This is a genomic window from Shewanella aegiceratis (genome assembly GCF_019457495.1).
In the GTDB taxonomy this organism is placed as follows: domain Bacteria; phylum Pseudomonadota; class Gammaproteobacteria; order Enterobacterales; family Shewanellaceae; genus Shewanella; species Shewanella loihica.
In genome coordinates this window covers 1536375-1559741 of sequence record NZ_CP080416.1, presented here as the reverse complement: position 1 = coordinate 1559741, position 23367 = coordinate 1536375, and the positions used below count along the sequence as shown (strand labels likewise).

Genomic DNA, 23367 nt, shown 5'->3' with positions numbered 1-23367 from the left:
ACAATCATTTTCGGCTATCGCTTAACGAATACTATCTCAAAATACTTAGTGTTCATTCGATGCCCTGCGGGCACGCTACCGATCCGCGTGGCGGCCAGAGGCCTTCGGCTATCGCTTAACGAATGAAACTTTTCATTCGATGCCCTGCGGGCACGCTACCGCCCATAGGTTACGGCTCCCAACATGCCCTTCGCCACGCGAAATCTAACTTTTAGATCACTCTTTACTAAAATAATTTGGTTAATATGCACTACAAAATGACACATTAAACAAAGTACTTTTGCGCTATCTTGAAGAAAAGCGATTCATTGTACTGGAACAAAATGACAATTACTGCTCATATACTCGTCAATCGTTTAATACAATCGAATGCGGTAAGCACAATCAGCTTAAAATCACTCAATACAGGCCTTCAACGACCAAAATCTGTTACCTAATAACCAAAACACCAACAAAACGGGAAGATTAATCTAACAACGAATCGCGCGTTATAGCAGATCTCTTACAAAGATTAGCGCCAACGACCTACTTCTTATCCCTTATAAACGTCTACCTATTGCTTCAAAGTGCTATTTGAACAATATGAGGTTACCCAATCAGCAAGCTTTCTCAAATCCCCTTGATACTGGCTCTTGAGACAGACACCCTCTTTTGCTGGCCCATGATCTCAAAAAGAATGTGACAGCGCTTATCGCCACTCTGCTCTTCGAAGATCCCTTCAAGCTCTTTAAATGGCCCTTCAACAAACTTCACCTTATCGCCGACAGACAACCTAGGCTCAGCGTTGCCACTCAACAAATCATCACTCGGTAATTGCAGCGCATTAAGCAACTTGGCCTCACGCATCTTGATGGAATGCACTATGGCATCGTCGATCGCCGTCATCTCTTCTCGGCAACCTATGATTCGAGATACGCCTCGTGTCGAGTGAATCTTACTTACGCTGATCTCTAGCGGATCGAAATAGATAAACAGGTAACAGGGAAATAACGGCAGGCGCTTTACGCTGGTTTTGCCGGCCTTAGTGATCTGTTGCGGGAGAGTGGGCAGGTAGGTATCTATCTGTTGCAATGCAAGATTTTGCTGCGCGCGTGTCTCGCTGCGAGGTTTGCAATACACAAGATACCAAGACTTCATAATTTCCTTAAGAACCTAGTTTTATCGTTAGCTAACACTTAATAACCGCTATGACAGAAACCACTGCGGACTTACTTTCACAATTGCTGTGTTTTGCAAGACGCTCAGAATAACGCGCAACGCAAAGATAACGAGATAATTCAGGTGACATCCAATTCACGGCCGAAATCATAGCAAATACTCTAGGTCAAAGAAAAGAGCGTTTTTCCTCTATTTTTCCCGCCCACTTTGTTAACTCAGGTCAAATCTTTCTGCTAAGCGCAACAGACCATAAACAATCATGCCCAAGCCCCTCCAACCAGTGATGATTTGTTGGTCAGTTAACCCAGGTAAATTGACTTTTAGGCGATGAAAAGGGTATATAAGATGGGTTTGATAAAATTTAATACCCTAAATATTAAAATATAATAAATTCTCGCAACAAGCTTAGAGCGCAACAAGACAGATTAGATAACATTTTCATAAAGTTAGACTAATTTAGCGTCTCTATCCAACAAGCGAGCTATATTAGCAACAACCATTTTTCTACATAGTTTTTGTTATGTAGGCAATCACAAGCTGAAGGTGGAAGACTTACATGAGTGCAGCAAAACCCCAAGGTACGATGCTCGGCCATCCTAAGGGACTGTTCCTGTTGTTTACAACTGAGTTATGGGAACGTTTCAGTTACTATGCGATGCGAGCCATCCTGGTACTTTATCTCGTCGACGCAGTACAATCCCAAGGTGGTCACGGTCTAGGTTGGACCCAGGCAGACGCCCTAAATCTTTACGGTACATTCACAGGTCTTGTTTATCTGACTCCCCTCATCGGTGGCTGGCTCGCCGATACATTCCTAGGTCAACGTAAAGCCATCATGATAGGTGGCGCCCTGATGGCCGCTGGTCAATTTATTCTTGGTACCCCGCATGCTTGGGTACAAGGCATGGAAACTGAAGTCTTCTATGTTGGTCTGGGCGTCCTAATCTTAGGTAACGGCCTATTCAAGCCAAACATCTCTACTATGGTAGGTGACCTCTATGAAGAAGGCGATCACCGCCGTGACGGTGCATTCACCATCTTCTACATGGGTATTAACGTAGGTGCCTTCCTGTCGGGCATCATAGTTGGTTCGGTCGTGGCTTACTTCGATGGTAACTTCCAAGCAGGCTTCATCTGCGCCGGTATCGGCATGATCCTCTCACTGATCATCCAGTTCCTGTTCGCACAAAAGCTGCTTGGCGATATCGGTCGTGTACCCGCCGCCCAACTTGAAAAGCAGAGAGCGGCAGAAAAAGGTGAAGTGCGCAAAGAGCCGCTAACCAAAGTTGAACGCGATCGCATCAAAGTGATCATGGTCATGGGTCTGTTTACCATTATCTTTTGGGCAGGCTTCGAGCAAGCCGGTGGTCTGATGAACCTCTTCACCAACGACTTCACCGACCGTATGATTGGCAGCTGGGAAGTCCCAACTACCTGGTTCCAATCACTGAACGCTATGTTCATCGTGATCTTCGCCCCTGTAGTCGCCTCTATCTGGGTTCGCCTAGGTGACAGAGAGCCAAACTCTCCGGTGAAATTCGCGCTAGGTCTGGTGCTGCTTGCAACAGGCTTCCTGTTCATGATCGGTGCGGTACTCGAGATGGGCGGCGACGCGAACGCTAAGTCAAGCATGTGGTGGTTGGTAGGTGCTTATTTCTTCCACACCATGGGTGAACTGTGTCTCTCTCCAATCGGCCTGTCTATGGTCACTAAGCTGGCTCCACTGCGTATCGCATCACTCATGATGGGTGCATGGTTCCTGTTTGTTGCCGCGGCTAACAAGATTGGCGGTATCATCGGTTCATTCATCGGCCACGGTGGCGCGAAAGAGGAGCAGTTAGCCAACGCTATGTCCATCTTCGCAGGTATCGCTATCACAGCCGCTCTGTCAGGCGTTATCCTCTACTTCATGGCGGATAAACTGGTTGACTGGATGCATGGCGCCGAAGATAGCCACCACAACGAAGAAGAAGCCTTAGAAGAAGAGATTGCTATCACTGCCGAGCATGAAGCAATTAAGCGCTAATGACTTATCGCTAGATAACTAAAATTTAGTTCCATAAAAAACGCCACTCAATGTGGCGTTTTTTGTTTTAAGACTTGATGAAAATAGAAAAATTTCGAGGAATAACTAGAAGCTCATCTGCACATAACCACCTGGGGCAACCTCAGGGCTATAACTCAGACCAACAAACTCATCATTGAGTAACATCTCCCTATGCTCGGTATTGCTAGAAACCACACACAGACTCTCTCCCGGCATTAAATTGCGAAACTGAGTGCTGGGCTGGCCCCACTCTAAAATCCCCAACTGCAGGGCGTCAGGCATCGCCAGCGGCATCAAGCCTTCCTCGTTGCGAATATAACACCTCAATCCCTTCCCCGCCTGGGCGATAGACGCCCGATAATGAGTCAGTTCAACCACGGCATAGACGATATCCACATAGATATCTAACCCCGACTTACTCATCCGCTCATTGAGGTAACTCAGCATATTGAAAGGCTCGATGACAGTTTCAGTATTATCATTGCGAAACTGTTTAAGCTTCTGATTGACAAAGCTCTTCAGCAATACGCTCGCAAAGGCGCAGCGATTATCTTGAGGATGGAAATGCGCCATATACATGATGAGATAACGTTCGCCCACATTGACGCTATCGATAAAGTAGGCGCTGACCTCGTCATGTTTAAACAAGCTATAGTCGATCTTGGCCTTGGGATAATCGATAACAGAGGGAGGAAACAGCTGCTGCTGAACGCTCTTAGCTGCTTCAGCGTTCTGCTCAAGCAGATTAAGGTGCTCTTCCAACTCTTGATAAGATAATTCGTCGAGATCTTCCAGCTGCACATCTTGCTGACTACTGCCGCCCACACATTGGCGGATAGCATTCTCGATAAGACAGAGGTCGTTAACCGGCTTAACCAGGTAATCACTCGCGCCCACTCTGAGTGCCTCGACCACATCGGCCATCACCTGGTTACCGGAAATGACGATTGAAAGGGTATCAGGCTTGCGCTTTATCATCTGTTTAAGCATATCCAGCCCACCCAGGATAGGCATGCTGAGATCCGCCAGCACGATGTCAAAATCGTGCTGACTAAACCGCTCTAACCCCTGCTGACCATCATCGGCCTCGATAACGGTCGCACCGCGATTGGTCAAGAAGGCGGCCACAATACTGCGAAATACCGGGTCGTCTTCCACTAACAGTATCACTAGATCTTCTAACGCCATTTAGCTTCCCCAGGCTTGCACTCTGGCTAAGCCGCAAAATCTAGTACATCCATATACGCCTAGATAAGCAACATCTTATCGCTAGTTCCTTCGCCTATTATGAAACAATGGGTTATGCGGGACACTGATGTTAATCAAGCTCTGTCATGTATTCGTCGAGCAATTCGTCATCATCAGTCGACACGGGTATGTCGCCATCATAAACTTTATAGTCAAGATGCTGAAAATACGCTTCCTTAACAAAAGTGTAGGGGTCAAGTGCATTATCGACAAGTCTTTCTTGGTCAATCGCCGATGCGCGCCTGTGTAGGTTTTTCAGCCCCCACTTGGCTAATGATTGCCACATGGTCAACTCAGACAGCGGAAAATAGAGACCATCCACCCAATCCGAGGCCAATTCTCGAGTCACATAGGGGCCTAAAAACGGCGCCATAAAGTAAGGACCGTTAGGCACACCGTAGTAACCTAACACCTCATTAAACTCGTCCTGCTTACGCTGTAAACCCATCATGTCGGCAACATCGATCACCCCTAACAGGCCAATGGTGGTGTTAATGGTAAACCGCCCGCCGGCATTGGCCGCCCAACCCCACTTGCCCTGCAAAGCGTTATTCACCATGGAACTGGGTTCTTCGAAGTTGAGCACGAAGTTATTAACGCCAGTCTTCACCGGCCTGGGCAAGATATCATTGTAGCCATGAGCCACGGGGCGATAGAAATATTTGTCGAGAAACTGATAGTTGAAATCCCACATGGCGCGGTTAAAACCCTCCAAGGGATCGCGCTCATCGTTATAGATAATGGTGACTTCTGCTGTGGTGCTATCCGTTGCACGCTCATCGCTTGTGTCTGTCTGTGCCATCGCCTGGGCACCAACCAATAGCAGACTCAACGCAATCCATTTACACTTCATATAAATTAGTTTCCTAATTAGTATTCACACGGCTAAAGTCACCAGCTATTGTTGACGATAAAGTGTTAATACTAGACTACACAGTTTGGTTTTCCTTTTCAGATCGCTAAGGATACTCAGCTAAAGCGATAGGTCAAATTGAATTTTGTAATAAGACATTCATGGAGCATCAATTTGAGGTTAACAATTGAGTAATTCCCGTATCGATATGCCCGCCCCAGCGGTATCTGGCGGTGAGCTTCTCAATCAAACAGACAAGGCTGCTCAGGCCAAAAATATTCCGGTTGAGGTAGCATCGACTCCTCAGGGCGATAAGCTCAGGCTCAATCATCGCGAGCTGGCGATCACCTATCAAGACAACAAAGATCAGCAAAGCCTAAAACAAGATGCCGTCCGTCTTACAGTATTGACCCAATTGAGCGCCGCCGCGAATTCAAGCTCCATGTTAAGTGCTACCGTGCAGGCCCATGGAGAAACTATCGCCCTCCCCTTACCCAAGGGGCTGGTTGCCTATATCAATGCCAACCAGATAAGTCTGACCCAACTTACTAACTTCGCCAATCGCCCACAGGGCTATCCCTTAGGTGAAGTGCAAATAACCGCAAACCAGCTGTTTTTTAGCAATCAACAGCTGGTTAGATTACCTAGCCCTCCCCTCGCTGATGGCAAGTACCTAGCCAAAATTACTATGGATAATGGACTGTTAACCCTAACCCTCACTCCTAAATTGGCAGAAGTGAATCTGCTGCTGACGCCAATGGGTAAAGAGGCGCTGCTGAGCAATACCAGCTCTCCCGCACTCTATCTATCATCCCAAGCTTCACAAGCGCTTATCAGCAAACCTGAGTTAGCCAGCGCTTACCATCAGCTAATAAACAGCTTGGCAAAAACCTCGTTAACGCCAGAATCGTTAAATGGGCTTATCAGAGAGTTAACAACGCCAAAGGGGGCCGGTGAGCCCAGGCTAGGTCTTATGCCAAGCAAGGCTTCGGCAACGCCTGGAACGACAAACTTAGCCCTAGCAAATATTGCAGCAAACAGAGCAGTATCGAATCTGCAGATTAGCCAGATACCACTTCAAACAGCCCAAAACAACGACATGGCAGCTATGACTTCCAGGTCGCTGACAGGTAAGTCGCTTGCCTCAAGTCTAACTCCAGTAGCTGCTATTGAGCCTAATAGTGCCCAGACCCAGCAGCTAAAAAATATTGCCCAAATAAATCAGAGCAAACTCTTTCAGAGGGTCAGCACCATAATTACAGGACTTAGGCTCGAGGCTAACGCTCTGGTTATCCGCCATGCCATTCTCCAATCCATATCCCAAGCCACATCAGGTGAACAAGGAAACGCCAAGGCTAGCAACCAGTTGCCATCTAGCCCTGCCGCGCTCGCTCAGCTTGCCGCCTTAGGAAAACAGGAAGGACAAATATCGCCAAGGGGCATAGCACCGCAATCAGCAGATATGAGCCAAACAACACAATCGGCAGCATTAAACGCTAAAGGGCTCAATTCCAAGGAGCTAAATCATAGAGGGCTGAATCTCGCGCTCGGTCAACTCGCAGATAAAGCCATGTTGACAGCTAAAGGCGCGCAGGGTCGAAACTTGCTGCAGTTGATGCAACAACTTCTCCCACTCACCTTCCCCAAGCCGCTTACCCAGTTAGCGAGTCCTAGCTCATTGAAACAGGAGCTTATCGATAGCTTCGCCAGCATCGCTGCGCCGGCAACGCCAGTATCTAGTCTTGCCAACATCACCAGCCATGCCGGTACCATAGGGGTACTGTTTCAGCTGCTCCTTGGCAGACAGGTGAAATCCCAGGCCGGCGGTAAGGCCTCAAGTCAGTTACAAACCCTGCAACAGCTCGCATCAAACAGTCAGCTACTCGGCCTGCTCGAAAAAAGCGGCGGTCTCGAATCACTTGGCAAACTAGTATCTAACCTGTCCCTCTATCAGCAGGCAAGCAGCGATACGCCGCAGTCAACGAACTGGTACTTTACCCTGCCCTATATGATAGAGCACAGGCATGAGGAGCTTGAGGGACACTTCAGTCAGGAAGAGCAGGAGAAAAATGCATCGCCCCACTGGCGGCTGCAGCTTAAGTTTAATCTGAGTCAGGCTGGTCTATTGATAAACGCTGATGTCAAAGATGGGCGGCTGAATCTGGGCTTCACGTCAGAAGATCAAAGCCTGCTCGATAATGTCGAGCAAAGACTCATGGGTCTGGAACAGAAGATCCAGGCGATCGGCTTAACCCCGAATAAGATCCGCACCCAAGTCTCTCAGGTACCCGCCTCTCTACTACCGGGCGAGCACTACTTAGTAAAAATTAAGGCCTAATGATGAACACATACGACGATAAACCAGATGACTTGCAAGATGATTCAAACAACAAACCACGCAGGCCCACTCAAGCCGCGGCGCTGCGCTATGACGGAAAGTCGGCGCCGCAGATCACCGCCAAGGGGGAAGATTTAGTCGCCGAGGAGATCATCGCCATCGCCAAGGAGGCTGGCATCTATATTCATCAAGATGCCAACCTGAGTAACTTTCTGCAAAAACTCGAGATAGGTGAAGAGATCCCCAAGGAGCTATATTTGCTCATCGCCGAACTGATCGCCTTCGTCTATATGCTCGACGGCAAGTTTCCTGAGCGTTGGGACAATATGCACAAAAGGATCATGCAAGAGGTGTAGTGTTTAGACAACTAACTCAATAAAGGAGCGCTATCGTCCCTTACCGTGAAGGCGCAGTAATAGCTCGGCCTCCGCCTTAGGCAGCTCACACTCCTTAACCAGCTCATCGATATCTGCGCCAAGTTCGACCATCTTCATCGCTCGGGTATAGAGCCTTGCCTGAGGTTCATCCGCCACCGTCTCATCGATGCGCGCCTCCTGCTTGGTCACCCGCTTTTCCAGCTCGAGCATGCGACGACCAACGCCTATGGTGCCCGATCTCAGCTCCTGTAGCTCCTGCTTAACCGCCTCCCGCTGCCTATCGTTCTCTTTAACCAGCAGCGTCAGGGCGTCAATCTTGGCTCTGAGCTTGCTAGTTTGTTTTTGCTGATACAGCACCAGTGCGAGACAGGCAACCACATACAGTAATGCCGCGATTAAGATCTCATCGCCTATCATAAATGCCAACTCCATTAACCTTCATTTCTACGCTCGACCTTTTACAACACGAAAAAAGCCATCGAACGAGGCGACGGCTTTTTATCGTCAATGGCTATATCGTCAATGCACTATCGTCGACGGCTAAGCCCTTAAAGCTGAGCCAACTCCATCCACTCTTCATCAGAGAGTAACTTATCGAGATCCACCAGAATGAGTAATTCGTTATCACGATTGCTCACGCCTTGAATGAACTTGGCACTCTCTTCCGTGCCCACATTCGGCGCGTTATCTATCTCTGAGCCACGCAGATAGACCACTTCGGCGACACTGTCGACAAGAATCCCTATCACCTGCTTCTCTGCTTCGATGATCACGATACGGGTAGAGTCATCCACCTCGGCAGAAGGCAAACCAAAACGAGAGCGGGTATCGATAACGGTAACCACGTTACCGCGCAGGTTAATGATCCCCAGCACATAATGAGGTGCCCCTGGTACAGGAGCAATCTCTGTGTAACGCAACACCTCTTGCACCTGCATCACATTGATACCATAGGTTTCATTATCTAAACGGAAGGTTACCCACTGCAACACTTCATCATCTTTACCTGCGGCAACTGCCGCGACGTTTTTTGCATCTGCCATATTAACCTCAGCCAATAGAGTCCTGACTACCTAAACCCAAATTTAATAATTCAATCAGTGCCTGCACATGTAGAATGCCGCACATCTGTTCTTTTACGACGCCAGCCAGCCAAGGGCGTTTACCCGCTTTGGTACGCCAATTAACTTCTGACTTTAAAATTCTGACGGAATTCACCAGCGACTCACAGGCCAGTCCCCAATTACTGTCCTCTAAGAGTACAATATATTGGTAATCAACGGATTGCGCCAGTTTATCATCATATTTCTCCGGCATCACCCAGGCACCCGAATCGACAATATTGAGTTGCGAATCCCTATGGGTCTGAACCCCAAGATACCAGGCCGGTCGCCCCATAATGTGATTGATCCGCTCCACCTTAACAATTCCGCCAAGGCTCACCAAGGGCACGGCCAACGTGAGTCCCGCCACCTTGAAAAACAGCACCTGAAACTCATCGTCGAGCAGCTCGACTAGTTCCTCTGTCACCCCTGGTGGTGTCGCGCCGGTTTGCGTCTGCGGCGCCGCAGCCAAATCGACCTTGTCGCTAACGACTTGCTCTTGCTTAATACTAGCCGAAGTTTCTAATTTTTCTTCGATTTTTTGCTTAACTTGCGACTCAGATTTCGTTTGAACCGATACAGCTTGTGTCATCGTTTCGACGCTAGCAGGTTTGGTATCGAGCGTTTTGAGCTCAACCTTGCTTGCTGTCTGAGTTTCTGTCTGAGCATCTAACTCACTCACCGGCGCCAGCAATTGCTCGAGCGCGAGCTTATTGAGCGGTGTCGGCGTGGCCTGAGTGATCACCGGGCGTGGTTTAGATTGTTCGCTAAGAGGCTGACGTTTTACTGCAGGTGTATGGCCACTCATTTGACCATTTTGTGCCGTCACCTGCTCGCCCCTTACTTCAGGCTTGTCGGCCGTGACGCTCTCTTCACCGGGCTCGGAGAGCAGCAAGGAAAAATAATTAAAGACAGCTTCGTCAACCGAGTTTGACATGCGCAAACTCCTTGGTCAGCAGGTGATCGAGCAATCTCTCGTAGGCCTTAACACCGCGTGAATGGCTGGCGTAGTGCGAGGCTGGCAGGTGCGCCAGGCTGGCATCACGAAACTTGGTATCCACAGGGATGACATCTGGCCAGAGTACATCGCCGTACTCTTCCCCCAACTGCTGTAGGGCGGCGGGCGAGGCCTTGGTGCGTCTGTCGTACATGGTCGGAACGATTGTATAGCTGTAGGTGGTGCTCTTAGAGCGTCCCATGAGCGTCATGGTCTTGACCATGCGATCTAGCCCCTTGATCGCCAGGAACTCTGTCTGCACCGGAATGATGATATGTTCACTGGCCGCGAGGGCGTTAACCATCAACACCCCTAACACCGGAGGACAGTCGATGAGGGCGACGTCGTACTGGTCGGCAACTAAGGCAAGCAGGCGTTTAAGGATCAACCCCATCCCTTCCTGATGACCGAGCGAGCGATCCAGCGTTGCCAGCGCCATGGTGGCCGGCAAGAGATCTATCCCTTCCACCTTAGTGGGGACTATATGGGCAAGCACCTGATCTTTATTCAGGTTCTTGTGTTTCAGAAACAGATCATAGAGCGAGGCGGGCACCTCTTCAGAATCTATGCCCAGGTAGTAGCCTAAGGACGCGTGGGGATCCGTGTCTATCATCAAGACTCGTTTGCCCCGTTTTGCCATGGCGCCAGCCAGGCTCGCCACTGTGGTCGTCTTACCCACGCCCCCTTTTTGATTTGCTATGGTCCAGATCTTCAAGTAAAACCCCTTAAATCCTCGAGCGTATCGCCATCAGGTTATCGTTTTAATTATCTTCGCGAGTCGTGACTCGAATGCCGCCATGGGGCAGGCTTATTACTTTAACACCATCTTTATCTTCTGACAGCTTAACCGGCTGCGATGGCGTTTGACCATCCTGTGTCGCCTTATCTGTGGCGCTGGCCACCTTTCGCTCGCGCTGGTGCTCACTCAGATGTTCACCCTGGCTTGGCGCTTCAGCATCCGCCGCAGGCAACAAGGGCGTTAGCCTGGTCTGATCCTGCTGCTCATTTCGATTAACTGTCTGTTGATCGAGACTATCGGTTTGCTCACTAAGGCTAACTGCCTCTTGCCTTACGATCGCCTCAGGCACTTCTGGGCCGATCTCGACTCTCACCTGGCTGCCAGGCTCTGCCTGCTTGATGATAGACTGAGTAAATTCAGGATTATTCTCCATCCAATCTGCCAAGGCCTTTGCCTGCTCATCGGGCACCATCAGCAGCACCTGACTCTTCTCTAGCTGGGCTACTTTCTCCTCGAGCAAGCCATTCTTATGCCTCAGGTCGAGATAGAGTGATCCGGTCACCAGGCAGCAAACTAACAAGAGAAAAAACAGCAACAGCACTGTGGTGCTGAGGCCTTGTCGCTGCCTAGCCACGTCCGCTCTCGCGAATGATGGCGTCGGCCATATCATCGAGTGCTATCGACTGACTGGAGATCCCGGCGGCGGTCACCGCCTGTGGCATGCCGTAAACGACGCAGCTGGCCTCATCTTGAGCCCAGATAGTCGCCCCGACATTCTTAAGCATCCTGGCCCCTTCGCGGCCATCGGCGCCCATACCAGTCAATACCACGGCCAGGGTCTCACCGCCACTCAGCTTTGAGGCCGAGGCAAAGGTAATGTCGACACAGGGCTTGTAATTCATATCCATGCTACCGGCCACTATCTTGATGCGTCCAAAGCTGCCGCCACGCTCTAACATCATCTGCATGCCACCGGGTGCCAGGTAGGCGCAGCCTGCCCTGAGCTGATCGCCATTTTGCGCCTCTTTCACCTCGATGGCACACAGGCCATTTAAGCGCGTGGCGAAGGCGGGCGTAAAGGCTGCCGGCATATGCTGGATAAGCAAAATAGGATGAGGATAGTTCGCCGGCAGCTTGGTCAATATCCGCTGCAGCGCAACGGGGCCGCCGGTTGAGGTGCCGATCAATAAAAGCTTATATCTCTTACCGCTGGCGCGGGTAACAGGCGCGCTCGGACGCGTTGCAGGACGCTGCGCCATCTCTCGTGCCGGCGTCGTAGATGCAGTTGTTGTCGTTGGCTTTGGCGGCACACTTCTTGGCAGTATGGGGCGGAACACGCGGCGGCGACCCAGCGCCTTGATGCGCTGCTGCAACAGAGCGATCGCCTCATCCTTGTTGGTGGCAATATCTTCAAATCGTTTAGGAAGAAAATCTAACGCACCCGCTTCCAAGGCGTCCAAGGTTGCCTTGGCGCCGTCGTGGGTAAGGGATGAGAACATCAAGATGGGGGTCGGACACTTCGCCATGATCTCACGCACTGCGCTGATGCCGTCCATCACTGGCATCTCAATATCCATGGTGATCACTTGTGGCTTTAATTGCTCAGCGAGCTTAACCGCCTCGGCACCATTAGACGCCGTGCCTATGACCTCTAACTCCGCATCCTTGGTGACAATCTCACTGACTCGGCGACGAAAAAAGCTTGAATCATCGACAACTAATACTTTTATGGCCATTCAAATTCCTATCTACAACAGGATCCTTGCCTAAACAAAGCGTGACGCCTCTGGGCATCACGCTGATCCTTTAGCTCACTGTGCCGCTAACTGTTATTTCTTGTTCTTGGCGTAATGTTTCAATAAGCCGGGTACATCTAATATCAATGCGATGCCACCGTCAGAGGTAATAGTCGCGCCAGCCATGCCAGGGGTACCGTGTAGTAGAGTCCCCAGAGGCTTGATCACTACCTCTTCCTGACCGATCAAGGAGTCAACCACGAAGCCTATCTGCATGGTACCCAGCTGCACTATCACCACGTGGCCGTGCTGCTTGTCGCCATGCTTAAAGCTCACCGCCTTACGACTCAGCCAATGCTCGAGATAGAAGAGCGGCACCGCCTTTTCCCGCACAATCACAGTTAGCTGGCCATCAACGATATTGGTCTTGGTCAGATCCAGATGGAAGATCTCGCTAACGCTCGACAGCGGCAAGGCAAATACCTGCTGAGCCACTTCCACCATCAGAGTCGGCATAATCGCCAGGGTGAGCGGCACCTTGATCTCCAGGCAAGTCCCCTTACCTTTCAAGGAATCAATATGCACGGTACCGTTTAACTGAGTGATACGCGTCTTCACCACATCCATGCCGACGCCGCGGCCGGAAATATCGGAGATCTCCACCTTGGTAGAGAAGCCCGGGGCGAAGATAAGGTTATAGGCCTCTTCATCAGACATGCGCGCCGCTGCATCCTCATCGAGCACGCCGCGCTTGATGGCGATCTGTTTTAGCTTCTCGGGGTCCATCCCCGCGCCATCATCTTCAATCTTGAGCAGGATATGATCCCCTTCCTGACTGGCAGAAAGGGTAATAGTCCCGGTACGCGACTTGCCATTGGCTTCACGCTCGTCAGGCATCTCGATACCATGGTCAACCGAGTTACGCACCAAGTGAACCAAAGGATCCGCAAGAGCTTCCACCAGGTTTTTATCCAGATCCGTATCTTCACCTATCATGCGAAGATCGATCTCTTTATTCAGGCTGCGCGCCAGATCCCGCACCACGCGAGGGAAGCGACCGAAGACCTTCTTGATCGGTTGCATGCGCGTCTTCATCACCGCGCCCTGGAGATCGGCGGTCACCAGATCCAGGTTCGCCAGCGCCTTAGACATATCCTCATCATCGCGGGAGATCCCTAGGCTAAGCAAGCGGTTACGCACCAATACCAGCTCACCGACCATGTTCATGATCTGATCCAAGCGCGCGGTATCGACGCGCACTGTGGTTTCCGCCTGAGGCATATTAGTTGCCGGCGCCTTGGCCGCGGCTTTCTCTTTCACCACAGGCTTAGGAGCTGGCGCCTCAACGGGCTGTGCCTTCACGCTCTGAGCCTTAACATTACTTGGCGCAGGGGCGGCGACTTTATCCGGCGCAGGCGCTGCTGGTGCCTTAGCGGCTGGAGCTACTGGTTTACTTGTCTCACTGCCAGGGCCTGCACCGGCGCCATGCAGCTCATCGAGCAGCTTTTCAAATTCATCGTCGGTGATCTCATCGGCATCCACCGGCGGCGAGGTTGGCTCTGGCACCTTGGCAATAGGAGCCGAAGGGGCCTGGAACTTACCCGAGCCATGCAGTTCATCGAGCAGCGACTCGAACTCATCGTCTGTGATGTCATCGCTGTCGCTCGCCTGAATCGGCGCCGCACCTGCTGGCGCCGTACTTGATGGCCCCTTACCGCTGCCATGAAGGGCATCGAGCAGGGCTTCGAATTCAGATTCATCGATCTCATCTATATCACCTTCTCCGGCGATAGAGGTCAGGGGCGTATCGCTTACCGGCTCGTCGAACAGTTCGACACCGTCATCGAGCGGCATATCAAATAGCTCTAAACCGTCGTCTGCTGGTGTTTCGATAGCTGCTTCAACCGGCGTATCTGCAACGGCTTCAACTGATGCTCCGCCCTGCTCAGATGGCAATAAGCCACCAGAGCTCAATAATTTAAGGTTAGCTAACAGGCCTTCATCGGCAGGGCTTTGCTCGACACCCGCCTGGGTCTCGGCAAACATAGAGTTGATGGTGTCGACGGCCTGCAGGATGATATCCATCAGCTCGGCAGAAACGCTACGCTTACCCGTGCGTAACAGGTCGAAGGTGTTTTCCGCTTCGTGACAAACATCCACCATGGGCGTCAAACTCAGGAAGCCGGCGCCGCCTTTAACGGTATGGAATCCACGGAAGATGGCATTGAGTAGTTCGGTGTCGTCGGGGTTATTCTCTAACGCCACCAGCTGTTCAGAGAGAAGCTCAAGGATCTCGCCCGCTTCAATCAAAAAGTCCTGCAGTATCTCTTCATCAACATCAAAGGACATTCATATGACTCCTACTTAGAAACCTAGACTCGACAGCAAGTCATCGACTTCATCTTGCCCTGTCACGACATCATCACGCTGATCAGCGTTCATAATAGGACCTTCAGCTTCGACACACTTCTCTGATGCACGGGGTTTATCCGTGATGGGCTGCTCGCCAAATACGGTCAACATAGAGACCAGATTACTCTCAACCTCTCGCACCAGCTCGATCACCCGGCGGATCATCTGTCCGGTCAGATCTTGGAAGTCCTGGGCCAGTAGTATGTTGTTGAGTAACTCTTTCAAACGATTGGAATCGGATTCGCTGCGCTCGATGAACTGCTGAACGTCATGGCAGAGCGCCTTGAATTCGTGCAGCTGAATATCGCGACGCATTAGGCGATCCCAGGAAGGCTTAACGGCCTGTACGTTCATGGTAAGGGCATCTGCAAGAGGCAGAGACTCTTCGACAGCGTCCATGGTTTTATTAGCGGCCTGTTCCGTCATGTCGATGACATAATTGAGGCGCTCTTTGGCATCGGGAATTTCGCTATTGGCCAGCTCCACGAGGCGACCGTCCACCTGAAAGTCCACTATGGCACTGTGAAGCTGACGGGTTAGGCGACCCACCTCGTCAAACAGCTCTTTCTGAATCGGGCTGGCGATATCGCGAACTAGCTCATCGGCCATCTCTTGTTGACCCGCCTCTAGCAGATCAACGAGTTGCTTGGCCTGTGCTAGATTGATCAGCCCTGAAGTTTCTGCCTGCATAGCTCAACCTTGATTAACCGAGTCGTTCGAAAATTTTGTCTAACTTCTCTTTCAATGTCGCCGCAGTAAAAGGTTTCACCACATAGCCATTCACACCGGCCTGCGCCGCTGCAATGATCTGTTCCCTTTTCGCTTCCGCAGTCACCATCAACACAGGAATGTGCTTCAGGTTGTCATCAGCACGGATAGCCTTTAACAGGTCGATCCCCTGCATGCCAGGCATATTCCAATCGGTCACGACAAAGTCAAAATCGCCTTTTTGCAACATAGGCAAGGCTGTCGAACCGTCATCTGCTTCCTGAGTGTTATTAAAACCCAAGTCTCTCAACAAGTTCTTGATGATGCGTCTCATTGTTGAGAAGTCGTCAACAACGAGAATCTTCATATTCTTGTCCAAGGTTTCCTCCGCGGAGCTGTTTTTATATTGCTCATGTAATCGTTATATTTTGGTCCAATGCTTGAGTTTAGCTTTGAGTCTGAGCATCGCCTGGCTGTGTATCTGGCTAACTCGGGATTCGCTGACATCAAGTACGGCACCGATCTCTTTTAAATTTAATGCTTCGTCATAATATAACGACAAAACTAATCCATCTCTTTCTGGCAGTAATTTAATCGCCTCGACGAGGGCCTCGTGGAACTGTGTCTCTGCCAGTGACTCAAATGCGTCGTCCTGATGATCGTCTTCCTGTCTTACTACATCGACCGATACACCAAGATCTTCAATTCCAACTACTTTCCCGACAGAAACATCATTAAGAATATGATGGTACTCATCGAGCGTCATATCAAGTCGATCCGCAATTTCATTGTCTTTTGCGTCACGTCCAAGTTCTTGTTCTAGCTCGTCAATCACCTGGGCTATGCGTCGCTGATTACGGTGAACCGACCTGGGCACCCAGTCTCCTCGCCTAATTTCGTCGAGCATAGAGCCGCGAATTCGTATACCGGCGAAGGTTTCAAACTTGGCGCCCTTGCTGCCATCGAACTTGGCCGAGGCTTCAAGCAGGCCCATCATACCTGCTTGTAACAGATCATCCAATTGCACCGATGCGGGTAGACGAGCGAGTAAATGGTGAGCAATCCTTTTTACCAACGGTGCATACTGTTCGACAATAGAAGCTTTGTTATCTAAACAAGTATACGCAGCGGCTTTACTCACTCGTACGATCCTCTTGATATTCGGGACGTTGAACCAATCGCTCTACAAAGAACTCCAGGTGTCCGCCCGGTTGTTGTGGCACTGGCCAGCTTATAATCTTATTCGCTAGGCCGTGATAAGCAATTGACGCCGGCGACTTAGGAAATGCCTCGACGATCAACTTTTGTTTACGAACTGATTTGCGAAGGTTTTCATCGAAGGGGATAGTCGCAACCAGCTCCAGGGCCACGTCGAGAAAACGGTCGGTTACCTTGCTAAGTTTAGCAAACAACTCCATCCCTTCTCGCAAACTTCTGACCATATTTGCCACAATCTTAAACCTGAATACACCGTGCTCACGGCTAAGAATCTTAATCAAAGCATAGGCATCGGTAATAGAGGTCGGCTCGTCGCACACCACAACCAACACATCTTGAGAAGCGCGAGAGAAGCTGAGCACCATGTCTGAGATACCTGCCGCGGTATCGACCACCAGAATATCAAACTGGGTCTTCATCTCGCTAAAGGCACGGATCAGGCCCGCATGCTGGGCCGGTGTCAGCTCGACCATTGCCTGGGTGCCAGAGGTAGCTGGAATAATGCCAATCCCCTTAGGACCGCGTACGATAATATCGTCAAGGTCGGCATCGCCAGATAATACGTGGGAGAGATTGCGCTCGGCTCTCAGGCCCAACATGACATCGACGTTGGCCAGGCCCAAGTCGGCATCGAGCACAAGCACACGCTTGCCCTTCTCGGCCAGGGAGACGGCGGTATTGATCGATACGCTGGTTTTACCTACGCCACCCTTACCACCGGTTACGGCAATTACTTTTACTTTTTCGTTATATGGTTGATTCATCATACGTAAACCGCTTGCTTGATCCCGACTCATTATATTACTCAAATGCGTAGGCCTGTTCATATGACCTTTCGTTATTCTGTATTGGTTGCACTTTCTTTTCGAGTACCGACAGGGCCTTGTTGGCTAAGGCTAAGGTGTCGGCTACTTGCATATCTTCTGGCACTCTTTGTCCATCGGTGACATAACTCAAAGGTAATCCACTTTGAATCAACACACTCAACGCCGGTGCCAAGGCCACTGATTCATCTAATTTGGTCAAAATCGCGCCGGATAATGGAATCCGGGTAAACTGCGCGACGGCATCTTCAAGCACTCTTCTTTGACTTGTAGATGACAGTACCAGATAACTACGAATAGGTAATCTGCTATTTGCAGTTAAATTATCAAGTTGCTGGAACAATCTCACATCTCTCTGTCCCATGCCCGCCGTATCTATCAATACTAGCTTGCGATTGCGGAACTGATAAAGAATTTGTTCCAACTCATTGAGATCATGAGCTTGCTTGACCGGGCACCCCATTATTTTGCCATAGGTTGCCAGCTGCTCATAGGCTCCAATGCGATAATGATCCGTTGTAATGAGCGCAACTTGATCTGAACCATGCTGCGCGGCGAATCGAGCGGCTAATTTTGCGACACTCGTCGTCTTACCCACACCGGTTGGGCCCACGAAGGCGACCACACCGCCCTGACGAACAATGTCATCCCCTTGATTGTCGAGCATGTTCGCCAAGCTGCGTGGCAAGGCCTTTACCAGATCCGCCGGTACATAGTGCTCACTAAGAGCCGATAACTTGGCGGCGACCTCTGGGCTAAACTCGGCGTCCAGCAGGCGGCTCTCTAACATGGCACCCACAGGATCCAAGCGGCTCTTCTGCTCGGTCAGCAGTGATGTCACCTGATGCGTCAGTAGGTTGCGAAGTGATGCCAACTCCTCACGCATAGACTCGAGCTCGCTAGCTGACGCGCTCTTATCGCGTTTGGCACGGTTAAAATTCTGGCTCTCATGTGTATTGGCATGGGTATTAGCCTGCATGCCGCCATGCATATTAGGCGCGGCTATTTCATCGCTTGGCGCCTTCAATCCCTGGGCCCAGGCAGGCATCTCGAGTGCTTCATTCGATTGACTTAATTGCTGACTGACGCGATTTTGTTGACGCTCGAGCAGCGCTTGCAGCGAATCGGCCACGGGTGATGGCTGTTTTTTTGACTCTGTCTTAATGGGCTGACGACCGATAGAAACCTTCTCCTCGGCCAGATCGAGAAAGCTGGGTGACAAAGGCGCGGCATCATTTTTCGCCACGCTCGGCTTAGGCTCATCGTAGTCTACCGCGGCGACGATCTCGATACCGCCGGTAACTTTCTTGTTCGACATGATCACCGCATCCGAACCTAATGTCTCTTTCACCTGGGCCAATGCAGAGCGCATATCTTTTGCTAAAAAACGTTTTATTTTCACTTAAATACCCTCTACTGGCCGACCGCTGATACGATGCGAATTTGTTTTTCATCGGGTACCTCTTGGTAAGAGATCACCCGCAGATTTGGAATCGTATGTTTAACAAAACGCGACAGCGTCGAACGTAACATACCCGATGTCAGTAGGATGGCTGGTTGGCCCACCATCTCCTGACGCTGGGATGCGTCGAGTAACGACTTTTGCATCCTCTCGGCAAGGCTAGGTTCGATATTCGGCCCCTCGCCTCCCGTTGCCTGCATAGACTGATGCAACATCTGTTCCAATTCAGGCGCCAAAGTAATGACAGGAATTTCAGGTTCTGGACCGCTTATTTCTTGAACAATCATGCGTTTAAGTGCTATACGTACGGCGGCGGTAAGTACCTCGGTATCGTTACTCTTAGGCCCGTACTCGAGCAGGGTCTGAACTATGGTCTTAAGGTCGCGGATCGACACGCCTTCGTTAAGCAGGTTCTGCATCACCTTGACCACAGTGCCCAACGGCAAGACATCGGGAATGAAGCCACTAACCAGCTTAGGCGAAAGCTTGGCCAGCATATCCATCAGCTGCTGCACCTCTTCGTAGCCCAGCAACTTGGAGGCGTTATTGGTTAACAGCTGACTCAAGTGAGTCGCCACTACGGTGGCGGCATCCACCACGGTATAACCTAGAGTCTGGGCATGCTCTCTCAGCTCTGGGGCAATCCACACGGCTTCCAGTCCAAAGGCGGGATCTGTGGTCTCGACACCATCAAGCTTGCCATAGACCTGACCTGGGTTGATGGCCAGTTCACAATCGTGACGAATATCCGCCTCACCTGAGGCCACCCCCATCAGAGAGATGCGATAGGTGTTTGGCGCCAGATCCAGGTTATCGCGAATATGCACGGCGGGTACCAGGAAGCCCAGCTCTTGAGAGAGCTTCTTACGCACGCCCTTGATGCGTCCAAGCAGCTCACCACCCTGGCCCTTATCCACCAGCGGGATCAGACGATAGCCCACCTCCAGACCAATGGTGTCCACCTGCTGTACATCATCCCAGCTAAGCTCTTTAGGTTTGGCATCGCCGGGAGTCGCAGGTGATGTCTTAGCGATCTCCAAGGCGCGTTGTCTGTCGAGATCTTTCTTACGATGCAGAAAATAGGCACCGCCCGCGGTGATCAGGCCAAAGCTGAGAAAAGCGAAATGCGGCATGCCAGGCACTATGCCCATGGTCAGCAGGACGCCCGCGGCGATAGCAAGCGACTTAGGGTTATCGAACATCTGGCTCATCACCATCTGTCCCATGTCGCCAGATTCGTTTTGACGGGTCACCATCAAGGCCGCGGCGATAGAGAGCAAGAGGCCAGGGATCTGCGCCACCAGGCCATCACCGATAGTCAATAGGGTGTAGATCTCAACCGCAGAGGAGAAGTCCAGCCCATGCTGGGCCATACCTATGACGAAACCGCCCAGGATGTTGATCACCAGAATCATGATACCGGCGATGGCATCGCCTTTTACAAACTTGGAGGCACCATCCATCGCACCATAGAAGTCGGCTTCCTTGGTTACTTCGGCGCGGCGAATACGCGCCTGATCTTGATTAAGGATCCCGGCGTTAAGGTCGGCGTCGATTGCCATCTGCTTACCTGGCATGGCATCTAGGGTGAAGCGAGCGCTCACCTCTGAGATACGTCCGGCGCCCTTGGTTACCACGGCGAAGTTGATGATGATCAGGATAAGAAACACCACCAGACCCACGGCATAGTTACCGCCAATCACCACTGAGCCGAAGGCCTCAATCACCTTACCGGCGGCGTCGCCACCGTTGTGCCCCTCGAGTAAGACGATACGGGTCGAGGCGACGTTAAGCGCCAAACGCAGCAAGGTAGCAACCAGCAGCACTGTGGGAAAGGCAGCAAAATCCAGGGGGCGGTCGGTATAGATGGCCACCAGCAAGACCACCAGGGCCAAGGCGATATTAAAAGAAAACAGGATATCCAACAGGAAGGCCGGCATGGGCAAGACGATCATCGCCAGCGCCGCAAGCACCAATATGGGCGTACCTATCCCTTTAAAATTGGCGGGTTTTACCTGTTTTATCTGACCGAGCGTTGCTTTCAAATCCATCAATCTAGCGCCTGAACTTTGACATCTAGCTAGGATTCAGCAAAAAGTACGCCAACTTAAGGCCGGCTTAGTTCGCAGCGACTCGAGCGGATAACAAACGAACAAATATCAGACAGTACAGACGCAAAATAAGAGTTAACCAACTTAAAGCGTTAGTATTTTAGCTCATCAGGGATCGGCTGATTGATAGGGATAGGCGTCGGACGCTTACCACCTTTTTGCTGATACTGACGCAGTTGGAACACATAAGCCAATACCTGGGCCACGGCAGTAAACAGCCCCTCGGGGATCTCCTGATCTATCTTGGTGGTGTGATAGATGGCCCTGGCCAATGGCGGCGCCGAGACGATGGCTACATCATGCTCGCGGGCGATCTCACGGATCTTAAAGGCCACATCGTCTACCCCCTTGGCAAGCACATAGGGCGCGGCGGCCTTGGTCACATCATATTTTACCGCCACCGCATAGTGCTCTGGGTTGACGACGATGACGTCGGCATTTGGCACCTCGGCCATCATGCGACGCTGCGCCATCTCACGCTGCATCTGACGCACCCGGCCCTTCACCTCAGGCTGACCCTCGGTGTCCTTGTACTCGTCTTTGATCTCCTGCTTGGTCATTCTCAGCTGTTTATTGTGGTTCCAAATCTGAAACGGTACATCGATCACCACGATAATCACGGTAGAGGAGCAAAGCACAATAAACATCCACACCAGCAGATCCAGGGCGTTATAGACATTGCCCGGCAGATGCCCCTGGGACAGGGTAAGAATATCGGTGAAATAGTAACTCAGCAACAGATAGGCCATCAGGGCCACCACGGAGAATTTGGCGATCCCCTTGGTCAGCTCCACCAGGGCCTGTACCCCGAACATACGCTTAAAACCGCTGATGGGGTTCATCTTATTGCCTTTGGGCATGAACGCCTTGGCGGAGAAGGTGATCCCGCCTAGTACCACGTTACCCAGAAAAGCAACGAAGGCGAGAAACAGCACGAAGCTGGCCATAGGGATCGCCAGCTCCTTGAAGACCATCATCCAGATGTTAAACAGGCTATTGGTGTCGTAGATCTCCTGTCTGCTCATGGTAAACAGGTTAGTCATCACGCTCATCAGCGACTGGCCCAGGCTCGGCCCTATGACGGCAAACCCTACCGCCGCCGACATCAACACAGCAGAGGTGCCCAGCTCCTTAGAACGGGCGACCTGCCCTTTCTCTCGCGCCTGTTCGCGTCGCCTGGGGGTCGCCTCTTCGGTCTTCTCCTGACTGGTATCGTTATCGGCCATCAGAAGCTCCCAGCAGTGCTACATTGCAGCTGCACCAGATCGCACAGCAACAACTGGGCCGAACGCCAGACCTCGTCGAAATGCGCCATAATAGGCGTCAAGGTCAACCAGAGAATAATCAAACCACTCACCATGGTCACGGGGAAACCGATGGCGAAGATGTTAAGCTGCGGCGAGGCGCGGGTCATCACCCCGAAAGAGAGGTTGATCAGCAAGAGCGCCACAATCGCCGAGATGGACATGGTCAGCGCCGCACCGAACATATAGGCGCCCCACTCCGCCAGACGCCGATAGCTAGCGATGCTTATTCCCTCCATGGACACGGGAATGGTATCGAAGCTGGCCACCAACATGCGGATCATCACCAGATGACCATCCACCGCCAGGAAGATCATGGTCGTCAGTAGTAAGAAGAAGTTACCGATAACCGGGGTCTGCTGACCCGAGCCGGGGTCCACCATGGAGGCGAAACCTAGGCTGGTCTGCATGCCGATGATCTGCCCGGTTAACACGAAGGTCTGCATGATAAGCAGCGTCACAAACCCCATGGCGACGCCGATCAATATCTGCTGCACGGTAACGAATACGGCTCCCAAGGAGAACAGCTCGACCTCGGTATTGACCGGTAACATGGGGGCGATGGCGAAGGTGATCGCCACCGAGAGCAGCAGGCGCACACGGGTCGGTGTGGTATTGGCGCCAAATACCGCCATCACCATCAACATGCTCGACACTCGAAACAGCGGCCACATATAGGCCGATAGCGTCTGCATGATAGTCGATAGCAAGATCTCCATCTCAGCGACGCTC

The 23367-nt window shown here is 51.3% G+C and carries 21 protein-coding genes; 3 read left to right on the top strand and 18 right to left on the bottom strand.

The annotated features are described in order from the left end of the window. Nucleotides 1-609 precede the first annotated feature (609 nt). Nucleotides 610-1137, bottom strand: coding sequence for a transcription/translation regulatory transformer protein RfaH (gene rfaH, locus K0H80_RS06955; RefSeq protein ID WP_220073517.1), 528 nt, complete (start codon nucleotides 1135-1137; stop codon nucleotides 610-612). 577 nt (nucleotides 1138-1714) lie between these two features. On the opposite strand from rfaH, the gene K0H80_RS06950 reads away from it, so the two are divergent. After that, entirely contained in the window at nucleotides 1715-3184 is a 1470-nt protein-coding gene (locus K0H80_RS06950) for a peptide MFS transporter (protein WP_220073516.1), read from the top strand. Between the two features lie 105 nt (nucleotides 3185-3289). Here K0H80_RS06950 and K0H80_RS06945 read toward each other — a convergent pair whose 3' ends face one another. Together K0H80_RS06945 and K0H80_RS06940 are read right to left on the bottom strand one after the other, a co-directional pair. Further along, complete coding sequence (locus K0H80_RS06945) at nucleotides 3290-4393, bottom strand: response regulator (RefSeq protein ID WP_220073515.1); 1104 nt, start codon at nucleotides 4391-4393, stop codon at nucleotides 3290-3292. A 130-nt stretch (nucleotides 4394-4523) separates the two neighbouring features. Beyond that, the gene (locus K0H80_RS06940) at nucleotides 4524-5255 is read right to left on the bottom strand and encodes an MlaA family lipoprotein (RefSeq protein ID WP_223294805.1); all 732 of its coding nucleotides are present in this window, start codon (nucleotides 5253-5255) and stop codon (nucleotides 4524-4526) included. A gap of 238 nt (nucleotides 5256-5493) precedes the next feature. On the opposite strand from K0H80_RS06940, the gene K0H80_RS06935 reads away from it, so the two are divergent. Next, a complete protein-coding gene (locus K0H80_RS06935) occupies nucleotides 5494-7644 on the top strand; it encodes a hypothetical protein (RefSeq protein WP_220073514.1) in 2151 nt (716 codons plus the stop codon). Next, nucleotides 7644-8000: an EscU/YscU/HrcU family type III secretion system export apparatus switch protein gene (locus tag K0H80_RS06930; protein WP_258406193.1), complete on the top strand. Its 357-nt coding sequence runs from the start codon at nucleotides 7644-7646 to the stop codon at nucleotides 7998-8000. Before K0H80_RS06935 ends, K0H80_RS06930 begins: the two co-directional genes overlap by 1 nt. 30 nt (nucleotides 8001-8030) lie before the next feature. Here K0H80_RS06930 and K0H80_RS06925 read toward each other — a convergent pair whose 3' ends face one another. From K0H80_RS06925 to fliR, 15 genes are all read right to left on the bottom strand, one after another. Further along, nucleotides 8031-8435: a DUF2802 domain-containing protein gene (locus K0H80_RS06925; protein WP_190272426.1), complete on the bottom strand. Its 405-nt coding sequence runs from the start codon at nucleotides 8433-8435 to the stop codon at nucleotides 8031-8033. Nucleotides 8436-8569: 134 nt separating this feature from the next. Then, on the bottom strand, nucleotides 8570-9064 hold the full coding sequence (locus K0H80_RS06920; RefSeq protein WP_011865192.1) for a chemotaxis protein CheW: 495 nt from the start codon (nucleotides 9062-9064) through the stop codon (nucleotides 8570-8572). 7 nt (nucleotides 9065-9071) lie between these two features. Next, a complete protein-coding gene (locus K0H80_RS06915) occupies nucleotides 9072-10061 on the bottom strand; it encodes a chemotaxis protein CheW (protein WP_220073513.1) in 990 nt (329 codons plus the stop codon). Beyond that, on the bottom strand, nucleotides 10045-10836 hold the full coding sequence (locus tag K0H80_RS06910) for a ParA family protein (RefSeq protein ID WP_220044752.1): 792 nt from the start codon (nucleotides 10834-10836) through the stop codon (nucleotides 10045-10047). Before K0H80_RS06910 ends, K0H80_RS06915 begins: the two co-directional genes overlap by 17 nt. Before the next feature lie 46 nt (nucleotides 10837-10882). After that, entirely contained in the window at nucleotides 10883-11494 is a 612-nt protein-coding gene (locus K0H80_RS06905; RefSeq protein ID WP_220073512.1) for a membrane anchored protein in chemotaxis locus, read from the bottom strand. Then, nucleotides 11487-12596 (bottom strand): protein-glutamate methylesterase/protein-glutamine glutaminase, encoded by a 1110-nt coding sequence (locus tag K0H80_RS06900; RefSeq protein WP_220073511.1) that lies wholly within the window; start codon nucleotides 12594-12596, stop codon nucleotides 11487-11489. The genes K0H80_RS06905 and K0H80_RS06900 overlap by 8 nt, the downstream gene beginning before the upstream one ends. Nucleotides 12597-12689: 93 nt before the next feature. After that, nucleotides 12690-14945 (bottom strand): chemotaxis protein CheA, encoded by a 2256-nt coding sequence (locus K0H80_RS06895; RefSeq protein WP_220073510.1) that lies wholly within the window; start codon nucleotides 14943-14945, stop codon nucleotides 12690-12692. Between the two features lie 15 nt (nucleotides 14946-14960). After that, on the bottom strand, nucleotides 14961-15698 hold the full coding sequence (locus K0H80_RS06890; protein WP_220073509.1) for a protein phosphatase CheZ: 738 nt from the start codon (nucleotides 15696-15698) through the stop codon (nucleotides 14961-14963). A 13-nt stretch (nucleotides 15699-15711) separates the two neighbouring features. Then, a complete protein-coding gene (gene cheY / locus K0H80_RS06885; protein WP_011865185.1) occupies nucleotides 15712-16095 on the bottom strand; it encodes a chemotaxis response regulator CheY in 384 nt (127 codons plus the stop codon). Between the two features lie 42 nt (nucleotides 16096-16137). Then, the gene (locus tag K0H80_RS06880; protein ID WP_011865184.1) at nucleotides 16138-16857 is read right to left on the bottom strand and encodes an RNA polymerase sigma factor FliA; all 720 of its coding nucleotides are present in this window, start codon (nucleotides 16855-16857) and stop codon (nucleotides 16138-16140) included. Beyond that, nucleotides 16850-17731 (bottom strand): MinD/ParA family protein, encoded by an 882-nt coding sequence (locus tag K0H80_RS06875; protein ID WP_041406542.1) that lies wholly within the window; start codon nucleotides 17729-17731, stop codon nucleotides 16850-16852. The genes K0H80_RS06880 and K0H80_RS06875 overlap by 8 nt, the downstream gene beginning before the upstream one ends. 4 nt (nucleotides 17732-17735) lie before the next feature. Next, nucleotides 17736-19160: a flagellar biosynthesis GTPase FlhF gene (gene flhF / locus K0H80_RS06870; RefSeq protein WP_220073508.1), complete on the bottom strand. Its 1425-nt coding sequence runs from the start codon at nucleotides 19158-19160 to the stop codon at nucleotides 17736-17738. An 11-nt stretch (nucleotides 19161-19171) separates the two neighbouring features. Next, entirely contained in the window at nucleotides 19172-21271 is a 2100-nt protein-coding gene (gene flhA / locus K0H80_RS06865) for a flagellar biosynthesis protein FlhA (protein WP_220073507.1), read from the bottom strand. 152 nt (nucleotides 21272-21423) lie between these two features. Continuing rightward, nucleotides 21424-22557, bottom strand: a complete 1134-nt coding sequence (gene flhB / locus K0H80_RS06860) for a flagellar biosynthesis protein FlhB (protein ID WP_220073506.1) — start codon at nucleotides 22555-22557, stop codon at nucleotides 21424-21426. Beyond that, on the bottom strand, nucleotides 22557-23354 hold the full coding sequence (gene fliR / locus K0H80_RS06855; protein WP_220073505.1) for a flagellar biosynthetic protein FliR: 798 nt from the start codon (nucleotides 23352-23354) through the stop codon (nucleotides 22557-22559). Before fliR ends, flhB begins: the two co-directional genes overlap by 1 nt. Nucleotides 23355-23367 lie beyond the last annotated feature (13 nt).

Bases quoted from the DNA above. Each gene is read 5' to 3' on its own strand.
- rfaH (WP_220073517.1), bottom strand. From the start codon at position 1,137: ATGAAGTCTTGGTATCTTGTGTATTGCAAACCTCGCAGCGAGACACGC.
- K0H80_RS06950 (WP_220073516.1), top strand. From the start codon at position 1,715: ATGAGTGCAGCAAAACCCCAAGGTACGATGCTCGGCCATCCTAAGGGA.
- K0H80_RS06945 (WP_220073515.1), bottom strand. From the start codon at position 4,393: ATGGCGTTAGAAGATCTAGTGATACTGTTAGTGGAAGACGACCCGGTA.
- K0H80_RS06940 (WP_223294805.1), bottom strand. From the start codon at position 5,255: ATGGCACAGACAGACACAAGCGATGAGCGTGCAACGGATAGCACCACA.
- K0H80_RS06930 (WP_258406193.1), top strand. From the start codon at position 7,644: ATGATGAACACATACGACGATAAACCAGATGACTTGCAAGATGATTCA.
- K0H80_RS06920 (WP_011865192.1), bottom strand. From the start codon at position 9,064: ATGGCAGATGCAAAAAACGTCGCGGCAGTTGCCGCAGGTAAAGATGAT.
- K0H80_RS06915 (WP_220073513.1), bottom strand. From the start codon at position 10,061: ATGTCAAACTCGGTTGACGAAGCTGTCTTTAATTATTTTTCCTTGCTG.
- K0H80_RS06900 (WP_220073511.1), bottom strand. From the start codon at position 12,596: ATGGCCATAAAAGTATTAGTTGTCGATGATTCAAGCTTTTTTCGTCGC.
- K0H80_RS06895 (WP_220073510.1), bottom strand. From the start codon at position 14,945: ATGTCCTTTGATGTTGATGAAGAGATACTGCAGGACTTTTTGATTGAA.
- K0H80_RS06890 (WP_220073509.1), bottom strand. From the start codon at position 15,698: ATGCAGGCAGAAACTTCAGGGCTGATCAATCTAGCACAGGCCAAGCAA.
- K0H80_RS06875 (WP_041406542.1), bottom strand. From the start codon at position 17,731: ATGAGTCGGGATCAAGCAAGCGGTTTACGTATGATGAATCAACCATAT.
- flhA (WP_220073507.1), bottom strand. From the start codon at position 21,271: ATGGATTTGAAAGCAACGCTCGGTCAGATAAAACAGGTAAAACCCGCC.
- flhB (WP_220073506.1), bottom strand. From the start codon at position 22,557: ATGGCCGATAACGATACCAGTCAGGAGAAGACCGAAGAGGCGACCCCC.
- fliR (WP_220073505.1), bottom strand. From the start codon at position 23,354: ATGGAGATCTTGCTATCGACTATCATGCAGACGCTATCGGCCTATATG.